Genomic DNA, 12151 nt, shown 5'->3' with positions numbered 1-12151 from the left:
GTTTCCGCTGCGATCCTCAGGTCCGCGACACTCCTCGGCCGTTGCACGCTTCGGACGTGCGGTCGCGACTGACGTCGCTCCTACAGGCGGCCGGTGACCGGCGGTTGCGGCAGCAGCCGCTCCAGCGGCGTGGTGCGCAGCACCGCGTCCCACGGGAACAGCGGGCCCGGATCCATCTTCCGCCGCACCAGCACGTCGGGATCGTCGCTGGCCGGCTCGCAGGCGGTGTCGAGGTCCTCGTGGCCGGCGATGAAGCGCAGGTTGGGCAGTTCGCGCTGCAGGTCCGCCAGCAGCGCGTGCAGCGATGCGATCTGCGCGTCGGTGTAGGGCTCCTCCATCCTCTGGCTGCCGGTGGCGAGCCAGTGCGGATAGCGGCCGGTGTTGACCAGTTCGATCCCGACCGAGCGCGGGTTGTAGCCGCGCACGTGGTGGGCGATGCGCGCCGGGCGCACGTACACGTGCACGCTGCCGTCCCGGTCGATGTAGTAGTGGCCGCAGTTGCCCGTGCCCGAAGCATGCAGGATGCGCTCACCGTACTCGCGCGCCATGGCCAGGTCCGGCAGCTCCGTGCAGTGGATGACCACCAGGTCGATCTGCCCGAGGGGTCGTGCCTCCAGCCGGTCCTCGTAGGGCAGGGGATCGACGATGCGGGCGAAGGCGGGAAGGTCCGGGTTCATGCGGCGATGCTAGCAGGCGGGCCGGGCGGCGACCGGGTCCGGTAAACTGGCGGCCTTCCCTGTCGCGCCCGTTCCCCATGCCGCTCAATCCCGAATCCCCGCTGGCCAGGCTGATGGCGACGCTGCCGCGCGCCGGCAAGGTGGAATGGATCGGACTGCGCCCGGCTCGCGACCAGGCCATGGTCGCCGCAGACGCGGTCATGGCCGAGACCGGCGGCGGCCTGGTCGGCGACCGCTACAAGGGCGGCAGCGGCAAGCGTGGCATCACCCTGATCCAGGCCGAGCACCTGCCGGTCATCGCGACGCTGGCGCAGCGCCCGGACCTCGTCCCGTCGCTGCTGCGCCGGAACGTGGTGGTGTCGGGCATTCCGCTGGTCGCGTTGAAGGGGCGTCGCTTCCGCATCGGCGAGGCGGTGTTCGAAGGGACCGAGGACTGCGACCCGTGCTCGCGCATGGAAGACGCGCTGGGGGCCGGCGGTTACAACGCGATGCGCGGGCACGGCGGCCTGTGCGCACGCATCGTCGAAGGCGGCACGTTCCGGCTTGGCGACGCGGTGGAAGCGCTGTGACGCGCGGCCACTGCATCCTGTCGCACGGGTTCGAGAGCGGGCCGGACGCGACCAAGGTCACCGCGCTGGCCGAGGTGGCCGAACGGCTGGGCTGGAGCCATGAGCGTCCTGATTACACCGACCTGGACGCGCGCCGCGAGGTCAGTCCGCTGGGTGACGTGGTCGCGCGGCTGGAGCGTCTGCGTGGTCTGGCACAGGCCGCCGCCGCGCGGGGTCCGCTGGTGCTCGCCGGTTCCAGCCTGGGCGGCTACATCGCCGGGCGCATTTCGCTGGAGGTGCCGGTGCGCGGTCTGTTCCTGATGGCGCCGGCGATCGCGATGGGGCCATTGCCGGCCCTCGATGCCGCCGCCGTGCCCGTGTCCATCATCCATGGCTGGGATGACGAACTGATCCCGGCGCAGGCCGTCGTCGACTGGGCCTTTCCGCGTCGCGCGCGGCTGTTGCTGGTCAACGACGGTCATCGCCTGTCCGATCATGTCCACGCTTCGGCGGAGGCGTTCGGGCAATTGCTCGCTACTCTCTGACCAACCGCCGTTCCGGCGCAAGCCGGGCTTTCAACCGCCGAATGGCGGGTCATCCATGTTGATTCTGGTTCTGCTTTGGGACGCAGGCGCAGAGCAAGATGGGTCCCAGCGTTCGCTGGGACGACGATCCTATTTGCTGAGGTTCCATCGTGAAATTCTTCGTCTCCTGCGCCAAGGGCCTGGAATACCTGCTCGCCGACGAGCTGTTGGCGCTCGGCGTGCCCAAGGCCACCGCCACCGTCGCCGGCGTCAACGCCGACGGTGAGCCGGTCGACGCGCAGCGCGCGGTGCTGTGGTCGCGCCTGGCCAGCCGCGTGCTGTGGCCGATCGCCGAATTCGAGTGCCTCAACGAACAGGCGCTGTACGACGGCGTGATGGCGATCGCCTGGGAAACGCATACGCGTCCCGAGCTGACGCTGGCGGTGGATGCGCACGTCTCCGGCGAAGCGATCACCCATGCGCGCTTCGCTGCGCAGCGCGTCAAGGACGCCGTGGTGGACCGCCTGCGCCAGCAGGGCCTGGAGCGGCCGTCGGTCGATGTGGAACAGCCTGACGTGCGCATCAACCTGTCGCTGCGCAAGGGGCGTGCGACGATCTCCATTGATCTCGGTGGCGGGCCGATGCATCGCCGCGGCTGGCGGCAGGCGCAGAACGAGGCGCCGTTGAAGGAAAACCTGGCGGCGGCCGTGCTGATGCGTGGCGGCTGGCCGGCGCTGTATCACGAGGGCGGCGCGCTGCTTGACCCGATGTGCGGCAGCAGCACGCTGCTGATCGAAGGCGCGCTGATGGCGGCCGATGTCGCGCCCGGCCTGCAGCGGCACGGCAATGTGCTGCCGTCGCGCTGGCTCGGCTTCGACGTGGAGGCGTGGCGCGCGCTGTTCGCCGACGCGGTGCAGCGCGAAACGGAAGGACGCAAGGCGTTGCGTCCGGCGTTCTTCGGCAGCGACATCGATCCTGTTGCGATCCGCGCCGCACGCGACAACGCGGTGCTTGCCGGGCTGGCGGGCCAGCTGCAGTTCGAGACGCGCGATGTGGCGCAGCTGCCGGTACAGGAGACGGAGCGTGGCCTGGTGGTCTGCAATCCGCCCTACGACGAACGCCTGTCGGCCGACGCCGACCTGTACCGCGCGCTGGGCGATGCCCTGCAGCGCGCCGTGCCGCAGTGGCGCGCCAGCCTGCTGTGCGGCAATGCCGATCTCGGGTATGCGACGGGTCTGCGCGCCGGCAGGAAGTACCAGGTGTTCAACGGTGCCATCGAGTGCGCACTGATCGTTTGCGATCCCATCGCCACGCCCGCGCGCGCGCCGCGCGAATCCAAGCCGCTGTCGGACGGCGCGCAGATGGTGGCCAACCGCCTGCGCAAGAACCTGAAGAAGTTCAAGCGCTGGCGCGAACAGGAGCAGGTGACCTGCTACCGCGCCTACGACGCCGACCTGCCGGAGTACGCCGCCGCCATCGATGTGTACATGGAAGAGGGCGGTCAGGCGCGCACCTTCCTGCACGTGCAGGAATACGCGGCGCCGGCGACCATCCCCGAGCACGATGTGCGCCGGCGTTTCAGCGAACTGCTGGCGGCCACGCGCGAGGTGTTCGGCGTGCCGCAGGAGCAGATCGCGGTGAAATCGCGGGAGCGCGGCAAGGGCGGTTCTAAGTACGGCCGCATGCAGCAGCGCGACGAGTTCATCGTCGTGCGCGAGTCCGGCGCGCGGCTGCGGGTCAACCTGTTCGACTATCTGGATACCGGCCTGTTCCTCGACCATCGCCCGCTGCGGCGGCGCATGGCACAGGAAGCGCGCGGCAAGCGCTTCCTCAACCTGTTCTGCTACACCGGCGTGGCCAGCGTGCAGGCGGCGGTGGCCGGTGCGGCATCGACGACCAGCGTGGACCTGTCGGCGACGTACCTGCAGTGGTGCGCGGACAACCTGGCCGAGAATGGCCTGGGCGGCGCGAAGCACCGGCTTGTGCAGGCCGACGCGGTGCGCTGGCTGGAAGCGGAACAGGCCGAGTACGACCTGATCTTCTGCGACCCGCCGACGTTCTCCAACTCGGCGCGCGCCGACGACTTCGACGTGCAGAAGGAGCAGGTGCGCCTGCTGCGTGCCGCCGTGGCGCGGCTGGCGCCGGGCGGCGTGCTGTACTTCAGCAACAACTTCCGCCGGTTCAAGCTGGACGAGAACGCCGTGGCCGAATTCGCGCGCTGCGAGGAGATCAGCGCGGCCACGATTCCCCCGGATTTCGAGCGCAACGCCCGCATCCACCGCGCATGGCGGCTGACGCGGGCGTAGCGCCGGTCAGCCGACGATCAGCACGAAGTCGCCGCGCTGCGACGCCATCGACAGCGCCAGCGTGCTCTCGCGCGCGGCCAGGTCGGCGGCGGACAGCGCCGTGCTCGGCGGATGCGCACGATAGCTCGTATCGTCGGCCAGCGTGTCGCGCACCACGTAGCCCATCAGCACGTTGACCAGTTCTCCCAGTGCGTCGATGGCGAGGTCGTCGTCGCACTGGTCGGGCGTGATCGACAGCAGGGAGCAGGCGATCGCCTGCATGGTCGCGCGGCCGCAGCCGATGCCGATCAGCATGGACTCCGAGCCCGCGTCGATGCGGACGTGCGCGGTGGCATCGCAGGCGGCGAGGGCGGCGGCATCGGCGATGCCGGATGCCTGGCACTGGCTGCCCAGCAGGCGCGGGAACAGGCGGTTGCTGACGCGGATCGCGCTGGTGGCCATGTCGGCGAGCGAGTGGCCGGCAATGCCGAGGGCGAGCGCGTGGTTGGCTTCGTCCAGGTCGCGGCGGTGCGCCACCAGTTCCGCCTCCAGCTGCTCGGCGGTCAGCGCGCCCTGTTCGACCAGGATCTGCCCGAACAGCTTGCGACCCTTCTTCTGGGCCGTTAGCAGGACATCCAGCTGGCCGGCGTCCAGCAATCCCATTTCCAGCGCGATGTCGCCGAAGCGGCGATCCTCGGCGCGCTGGCGGTCGTTGATGCGGCGCGCCTGGGCGGCATCCAGCATCTGGTGATGCACGGCGAGTTCGCCGAGCAGGGGATTGGAGGCGCGCTGCGCGTCCAGCGCGGCCAGCAGTTGTGCGGAGGTGATGGTGCCGCGTTCCAGCAGGAACTGGCCCAGGAATTTCGCTGCCATGATAGTGGTCTCGTACTGAAGAGGAAGGAGAACGTGCGCCGCGGTCAGGCGACCGCTTCTTGCAGCACGCGATCCATCACTTCCGGATCGATGGGCTTCTGCAGGTACGATTTCGCACCCAGCTTCAGGCACTCCTCGATGTCGCTCTGCGCGCCGAGCGAGCTGAGGATGACCACGCGGGCGCCGGGATCGTGCGAGAGGATACGGGCGAGGGCCTGCTTGCCGTCGCATTCCGGCATCACCAGGTCGAGCAGCACCACGTCGGGCTTCAGTACCTGGTACTGGTCGAAAGCTTCGTTGCCGTTGCCGGCTTCACCGACGACGTGGAAGCCGCAGTCGGACAACTGGCGTGCGGCGAGCATGCGCAGGGCGCGCGAGTCGTCGCACAGCAGGACGGTAGGACGTGACGTCATGGTGGTGGATCCCCCTGTTGGATCGTGGAGGCCCCGCGCCGGAGATCGGCGCAGGGCGACATGTAGGCACTATCGGCCGGTGCAGGGAGATCTTGAGGGGCGTGACACACACACGTCGCGCCGCGGACGGTCCGGGGAGAGGGGCGGCCGTCCGCGGCGCGCAGCGGTCAGAAGTCGAAGCGGGCGGCGATGGACACCGGCACCGACACGCGCTTGCCGGTGTCGTTGATCGAACCCAAGCCCAGTCCGCCGATGGCGCTGTCGTCGCCTTCCAGGTCGGCGACATAGCGCACGCCGGCCTGTGCGGTGATGCTGAAGCTGTCGTTGACGGGGATCAGCACGCCGACATCGATGCCGGCGCTGGCGGCCCACTTCTTTTCGGTGAACGGTGCATTGGCGATGGTGATGCCCGCATCCGGGATCTCGAAGGTCGCGCGGATGTCGTCGGTCTGCGTGGCGCCCAGGCGACCGGCGATGAACGGGCGGGTATAGCCCGGTTCCATGAAGTAGTGCCGGTAACCGGCTTCCACGGTGGTCGCCTTGTAGTCGCTGAAGGTGCCGTACACGGGCAGCGTGGTGTTCAGCGCGGGAACGAAGGCGCCGCCCACCTGCACGGTACCCGGATCGGTCTCGGTGCGGCGGATCTGGCCGAAGATTTCCGCGTTCTGGTTGAGTCCGTAGGCGAACTCCAGACCGTAGCCCATCGCGTTGTCGTAGATGTCCTCATGCGAACGCGGCTGGATGCGAAGCTCCGCGGCGACGCCGGCGAGCGCCGGATTCAACGGGCCCAGATCCGGCACCGCGGCCGTGGCGCCATCGTGGACATCGCCGCTGACCGGCGTGTCGGTACCGCCGAACACGGACATCGACAGCTTGCCCGCTTCGGGACCGGCGGCGTACACGGGAGCGGCGATCGCGAACGAGACGGCAACCGCAAAGAGCGACTTCTTCATCGGGGGACTCCTCTAGGGGAAAGGCCGACACCAGGTGCGTCGGATGCGTGCAATACGCAGCTCAATCCGCTCTGGATGCGTCACGATGCGCGCAACGTAACCGCCCCTTTCTTCACTCCGCGTCGACGTCCGGCGTGGCATTCCTCTCCTTCACGCGACTTTCACTGCGGCGAGGAGGTCTCACCGTCGCCGGTACCTGCCGTGCCGCGTGCGAGCCGTTCTTCGATGGCGGTGAACGCCGAATGCCGGCCTGGCGGGGAAGCGCCTGCATCGGTGGCGAAGTACACCACGCCCGTTCCGTCCGCACGATCCAGCCACAGGCCCGAGCGCAGCGCGTAGGCATCGCCGGAATGCCCGACGCGCGGCACCCCGTCGCCGAAGAGATCGTCGCCGCAGCCGTCATCGGCCGTGGCGAGCGTCTGCACGGCCAAGCCGTAACGGCAGTAAAAGGCGCGCGCCCGGGCACTGCCGGTGTCTTCTTCGTGGGTCACGCCGTTGTCGCCGTCGAAGGTCCACTGCGGTGTGGTCATCGCGTCGATGCTGGCGGAAGACAGCAGCCGCACGCCATCGACCTCGCCGCCGCCGAGCAGCAGCCGGCCGATCTTCGCCAGCCCGTTGGCCGAGATGCGCAGGCCGCCCTGCGGCGAGAACAGCGCGCCATTATCGCCCGCCCTCCAGCGGGAGAGATCGCAGTCGGCGCCGTCCTCGACGACCACGGCGCAGGCCGGTTTGCCGGCGCGGTTCTCGTCGCGCACCGGTGCGCGATCGCGGTACAGCACCACGGCGCGCGTCGCCGTGGCGGCATCGCAGCTTTCCCAGTTGAAGCAGGCATCCAGCTGCAGCGGCGCCAGCACCAGCCGGCGCATCAGCCGGTCGAAGCGTTCGCCGGTGGCGCGTTCCATCGCCATCGCCACCAGCGGAAAGTTGAGGTTGGTGTAGCGGAAGTGCGTGCCGGGTGCGTGCGCGTCGTCCCAGGCTTTGGGGTCGTCGAGGAGGGTCCTGAGCGGCGCGCCCAGCGGCGTGGCGTAGTAGCCGGCCGCATCGGTCAGGCTGGACTGGTGCGACAGCAGCAGGCGCAGCGTGATCGGCGTGTCCGGGTGTCGCGGATGGCGCAGCGTCCAGCCGAGGTACGTGGAGACGTCGGCCTCGAGATCGAGCGTGCCGGCTTCGACCAGCCGCATGACGCCGATCGCGGTGACCAGCTTGGAAATCGAGGCCACGCGCACCGGATCGTCGGCGGTGACCTGGCGGCCGGTGGCGAGGTCGGCCAATCCTTCCGCGTGGGTCGCGACGATGCCGTTGCGGTCGAAAGCGACGCGCACCTGCGCGACGGGCTCAGCGGCGTACGACGCCACGGACGCGGTCAGGCAGGCGAGTGAAACCAGGATGCGGAGGGAACGCAGGGACATCGGCCAGCACCTAGAGGGAACCGGCCCCGACTTTACTTCATCGTCGGCATCACGAACTCGGCCGCCTGCGTCTCGGGCCAGCGGGCGGTGATGGTCTTCAGGCGCGTGTAGAACCGCACGCCGTCCGGTCCGTGCACGTGCAGCGGACCGAAGATCGAGCGCTTCCAGCCGCCGAAGCTGTGGAAGGCCATCGGCACCGGGATCGGCACGTTGATGCCGACCATGCCGGCCTGCACCCGATGCGCGAACTCGCGCGCTGCGCCACCGTCGCGGGTGAACACCGCGGTGCCGTTGCCGTATTCGTGGCCGTTGACCAGCCGCAGTGCGGCGTCGAGGTCGGGCACGCGCATCACGCACAGCACCGGCCCGAAGATCTCTTCACGGTAGATCGTCATCGCCGGCGTGACGCGGTCGAACAGGCAGCCGCCGAGGAAGAAGCCGTCCGCGTATCCATCGACCACGTGGCGGCGTCCATCGACGACGAGATCCGCGCCTTCCGCCACGCCGGCATCCACATAACCACGCACCTTGTCGCGGTGCGCCCCGGTGACCAGGGGGCCCATTTCGGGGTCGAGGCATCCGGGGCCGATCTTCAATGCGGCGACCTTCGGTGCGAGCTTGGCGACCAGCGCGTCGGCGGTGGCATCGCCGACGCAGACGGCGACCGAGATCGCCATGCAGCGCTCGCCGGCCGAGCCGTAGCCGGCGCCGAGCAGCGCGGACACGGCACCGTCGACGTCGGCATCGGGCAGCACGACCATGTGGTTCTTCGCACCGCCCAGCGCCTGCACGCGCTTGCCGTTGGCACTGCCGCGCGCGTAGATGTATTCGGCGATCGGCGTGGAGCCGACGAAGCTCAGTGCCTGCACGCGCGGCTCATCGAGCAGCGCGTCCACCGCGGCCTTGTCGCCGTGGACCACATTGAACGCGCCATCCGGCACGCCCGCCTGTTTCAACAGGTCGGCCATGAACAGCGCCGCGGACGGATCGCGTTCGGACGGCTTCAACACGAAGGTGTTGCCGCAGGCCAGCGCCACCGGAAACATCCACAGCGGCACCATCGCGGGGAAGTTGAACGGCGTGATGCCGGCCACGACGCCCAGCGGCGCGTATTCGGTCCACGAATCGACATCGCGCCCGACGTTCATCGAGTGCTCGCCCTTGAGCAGGTGCGGGATGCCGCAGGCGAACTCCACCACTTCCAGCCCGCGGGTCACCTCACCGCGCGCGTCGGACAGCACCTTGCCGTGCTCGGAGGTGATGATCTTCGCCAGCTCGTCTGCGTGCGCCTCCAGCAATTCCTTGAAACGGAACATCACCCGCGCGCGGTTCAGCGGGGTGGTGGCGGCCCACGCGGGAAAAGCAGCCGACGCCGCGTCCACCGCCTGTTTCACGTCATCGGCCGAGGCCAACGGCACGCGTGCGGTGACACGGCCGGTGGCGGGGTCGTAGACATCGCCGAAGCGGTCGCCGCCGCCTTCCACCCGCTGTCCGTTGAAGAAGTGATGCAGCGCTTCGGTCATGGCGGACTACCTTGCTGTATCCCTCGCTCCGCGTGCGGGAGAGGGTGCCCGGAGGGCGGGTGAGGGGCGACGGCGCCCGTGTCGAAAATGCGATGCGGTGTATCGAGCGTCCGAGCGTTCGAGTTCTGGTTGCCATGCGGAATGCGGCGGCTCCGGCGTGCCCTCATCCGCCCTTCGGGCACCTTCTCCCCGCTCGCGCAGGGAGAAGGAAACAGCGGTTTACGCCAGCGCCTCGCGCGCCGGCACGTAGGCGTAACCGAGATCGTCGGCCACCGCCTTGTAGGTGATCTTGCCGGCGTGCACGTTCAGGCCGTTGAGCAGGTGTTCGTCGTCCAGCAGCGCCTGCTTCGCGCCCTTGTTCGCCAGTTGCACCGCGAAGGGCAGGGTGGCGTTGGTCAGGGCGAAGGTGGAGGTGCGGGCGACGCCGCCGGGCATGTTGGCAACGCAGTAGTGGATGATGCCGTCGACTTCGTACGTGGGGTTCTGGTGGGTGGTGGCCTTCGAGGTCTCGAAGCAGCCGCCCTGGTCGATCGCCACGTCCACCAGCACCGAACCGGGACGCATCAGCTTCAGCTGGTCGCGCGAAACGAGCTTGGGTGCGGCAGCGCCCGGGATCAGCACCGCGCCGATCACCAGGTCGGTCTCCGGCAGGCGCTCTTCGATGGCGTCGCGGGTGGAATAGATCGTGGTCAGCTGGTGGCCGTACAGCTCGTCCAGGTACTTCAGGCGGTCGAGCGAGCGGTCGAGGATGGTGACGTGCGCGTTCATGCCCATCGCCATGCGCGCGGCGTTGATGCCGACCACGCCGCCGCCGATCACCAGCACTTCGGCCGGCTTCACGCCGGGCACGCCGCCGAGCAGCACGCCGGAACCGCCCTGTGCCTTCTCCAGCGCATGCGCGCCGGCCTGGATCGACATGCGGCCGGCCACTTCCGACATCGGCGCCAGCAGCGGCAAGCCGCCCTTGCGGTCGGTGACGGTCTCATAGGCGATGCAGGTGGCGCCGGAGGCGACCAGCGCCTTGGTCTGTTCCGGATCGGGCGCCAGGTGCAGGTAGGTGTAGAGCACCTGGCCGGGGCGCAGCATGGCGCACTCGTTCGGCTGCGGCTCCTTGACCTTGATGATCATGTCGGCGCGGGCAAAGATCTCTGCGGCGGTGTCGACGATCTGCGCGCCGGCCTTGACGTACTGCTCGTCGGTCAGGCCGATGGCCTTGCCGCCCTCGCGCTGGACGATGACCTGGTGGCCGTTCGAGACGAGTTCGCGTGCGCCGGCCGGCGTAAGGCCGATGCGGTATTCGTGGTTCTTTATTTCCTTGGGGACGCCAATCAGCATGTTGCTCTCCAGTAGCGGGATGGGGCTTCGCGCGTGGGGAGCGCTGGGGCCGTTGGTCCGTAATTTTACGCGGTCGCCCGTATGGTGTCCCCCAGGACAGCCACGATCCGGTCGATGTGGTCCTTCTCCACGATCAGCGGTGGCGACAGGGCGATGACGTCGCCGGTCACCCGGGTCAGCAGGTGGCCGTCGTGGAAGGCGCGGGAGAAGACGTCGTAGGCGCGCGTGCCGGGCGCGCCCGCGCGCGGCGCCAGCTCGATGGCGCCGACCAGGCCGAAATTGCGGATGTCGACCACGTTCGGCAGCCCCTTCAGCGAATGCAGCGCGTCCTGCCAGTAATCGCCCAGCGACAGCGCCTTGTCGAACAGGTGCTCCTCCTCGTACGTGTCCAGCGTGGCGAGCGCGGCGGCGCAGGCCAGCGGATGGCCGGAGTAGGTGTAGCCATGGAACATGTCGATGAGGTGGTCCGGCCCGCCCATGAAGGCCTCGAACATGCGGTCCGACACGAAGGTCGCGCCCATCGGCACGCAGCCGTTGGTGATGCCCTTGGCGGCGGTGATCATGTCCGGCGTCACCCCGAAGCGCTGGGCGCCGAAGGCGTGGCCGACGCGGCCGAAGCCGGTGATCACTTCGTCGAAGATCAGCAGGATGCCGTGCCTGTCGCACATCTCGCGCAGGCGCTGCAGATAGCCTTCCGGCGGGATGACCACGCCGGCCGAACCCGAGATCGGCTCGACGATGACCGCGGCGATGGTGGACGCGTCGTACAGCGCGATCTGGCGTTCCAGGTCCTCGGCCAACTCGATGCCATGCGGCGGCAGGCCTTTCGAGAACGCGTTGCGCGAGACATCCAGCGTGTGGCGGATGTGCGACACCGCCGACAGCCCCGGGCCGAACCACTTGCGGTTGTTCGGCAGCCCGCCCACGGACATGCCGCCGAAACCGACGCCGTGGTACCCCTTCTCGCGGCCGATGAAGCGCGTGCGCTGGCCTTCGCCGCGCACACGGTGGTAGGCCAGGGCGATCTTCAGAGCGCTGTCCACGGCTTCCGAACCGGAGTTGCTGAAGAACACCCTGTTCAGATCGCCCGGTGCCAGCGCGGCCAGGCGCTCGGCCAGCTTGAACGGCAGCGGCGAGCTCATCGAGAAGTTGGGCGCGAAGTCGAGCGTGCCGATCTGCTGCCGGATCGCTTCGACGATGCGCGGCCGCGAGTGGCCCGCATTGCAGCACCACAGGCCGGCCGTGGCGTCCAGCACCTCGTTGCCGTCGACATCGCGGTAATACATGCCGGAGGCGCTGGCGAGCAGGCGCGGCTTGGCCTTGAACTGCCTGTTGGCGGTGAACGGCATCCAGAAATGGTCCAGCGAGGCCGGTGCCTCGAGGTTCTGGCGGGCATAGTGGTCGGCCAGGGCGCGGGAGGAGGAGGTGTCGTCGGCGCTCATCGCGGGTCCGGGGCGGGGATGATGGGCGCAGCTTAGCGCGTTGAAAAAACTTTACAACCGTGCCGGAGGTCGGGTCCTCGGCGTTTCCGCCGTCATGCCCGCCGTCTTCGTGTCGCTGGCGAATTGCCCGGAAAAGCGGATTGACCCGTCTGTGCCGGGGTGTAAAGTA

At 68.8% G+C, this 12151-nt stretch carries 11 protein-coding genes; 3 read left to right on the top strand and 8 right to left on the bottom strand.

Features of this window, described 5'->3' with window-relative positions; translation table 11 throughout:
• Positions 1-80: 80 nt before the first annotated feature.
• The gene (locus tag VGN58_RS05800) at positions 81-677 is read right to left on the bottom strand and encodes an N-acetylmuramoyl-L-alanine amidase (RefSeq protein ID WP_327482360.1); all 597 of its coding nucleotides are present in this window, start codon (positions 675-677) and stop codon (positions 81-83) included.
• 77 nt (positions 678-754) lie between these two features.
• On the opposite strand from VGN58_RS05800, the gene VGN58_RS05795 reads away from it, so the two are divergent.
• The 3 genes from VGN58_RS05795 (at position 755) to rlmKL (ending at position 4055) form a co-directional block, all read left to right on the top strand.
• Positions 755-1246 (top strand): MOSC domain-containing protein, encoded by a 492-nt coding sequence (locus VGN58_RS05795; RefSeq protein ID WP_327482359.1) that lies wholly within the window; start codon positions 755-757, stop codon positions 1244-1246.
• The gene (locus VGN58_RS05790; RefSeq protein ID WP_327482358.1) at positions 1243-1770 is read left to right on the top strand and encodes a YqiA/YcfP family alpha/beta fold hydrolase; all 528 of its coding nucleotides are present in this window, start codon (positions 1243-1245) and stop codon (positions 1768-1770) included. The genes VGN58_RS05795 and VGN58_RS05790 overlap by 4 nt, the downstream gene beginning before the upstream one ends.
• Before the next feature lie 149 nt (positions 1771-1919).
• A complete protein-coding gene (rlmKL, locus tag VGN58_RS05785; RefSeq protein WP_327482357.1) occupies positions 1920-4055 on the top strand; it encodes a bifunctional 23S rRNA (guanine(2069)-N(7))-methyltransferase RlmK/23S rRNA (guanine(2445)-N(2))-methyltransferase RlmL in 2136 nt (711 codons plus the stop codon).
• A gap of 6 nt (positions 4056-4061) precedes the next feature.
• Here the strand turns inward: rlmKL and VGN58_RS05780 are convergent, their stop codons facing one another.
• The 7 genes from VGN58_RS05780 to VGN58_RS05750 form a co-directional block, all read right to left on the bottom strand.
• A complete protein-coding gene (locus tag VGN58_RS05780; protein WP_327482356.1) occupies positions 4062-4907 on the bottom strand; it encodes a chemotaxis protein CheX in 846 nt (281 codons plus the stop codon).
• Between the two features lie 44 nt (positions 4908-4951).
• A complete protein-coding gene (locus VGN58_RS05775) occupies positions 4952-5320 on the bottom strand; it encodes a response regulator (RefSeq protein WP_327482355.1) in 369 nt (122 codons plus the stop codon).
• 167 nt (positions 5321-5487) lie between these two features.
• Positions 5488-6273, bottom strand: coding sequence for a hypothetical protein (locus VGN58_RS05770; RefSeq protein WP_327482354.1), 786 nt, complete (start codon positions 6271-6273; stop codon positions 5488-5490).
• Positions 6274-6434: 161 nt separating this feature from the next.
• Positions 6435-7682 carry a serine hydrolase domain-containing protein gene (locus tag VGN58_RS05765; RefSeq protein ID WP_327482353.1) on the bottom strand — a complete coding sequence of 416 codons (1248 nt, stop codon included), beginning with the start codon at positions 7680-7682 and terminating at the stop codon, positions 6435-6437.
• A 32-nt stretch (positions 7683-7714) separates the two neighbouring features.
• Positions 7715-9205 (bottom strand): CoA-acylating methylmalonate-semialdehyde dehydrogenase, encoded by a 1491-nt coding sequence (locus tag VGN58_RS05760; RefSeq protein WP_327482352.1) that lies wholly within the window; start codon positions 9203-9205, stop codon positions 7715-7717.
• Positions 9206-9424: 219 nt separating this feature from the next.
• Positions 9425-10540 carry an alanine dehydrogenase gene (gene ald, locus VGN58_RS05755; RefSeq protein ID WP_327482351.1) on the bottom strand — a complete coding sequence of 372 codons (1116 nt, stop codon included), beginning with the start codon at positions 10538-10540 and terminating at the stop codon, positions 9425-9427.
• 65 nt (positions 10541-10605) lie between these two features.
• Positions 10606-11982, bottom strand: coding sequence for an aspartate aminotransferase family protein (locus VGN58_RS05750; RefSeq protein WP_327482350.1), 1377 nt, complete (start codon positions 11980-11982; stop codon positions 10606-10608).
• Positions 11983-12151 lie beyond the last annotated feature (169 nt).

The organism is Pseudoxanthomonas sp. (assembly GCF_035999195.1).
Lineage (GTDB): Bacteria > Pseudomonadota > Gammaproteobacteria > Xanthomonadales > Xanthomonadaceae > Pseudoxanthomonas_A.
This window is presented reverse-complemented; position numbering and strand designations above follow the sequence as displayed.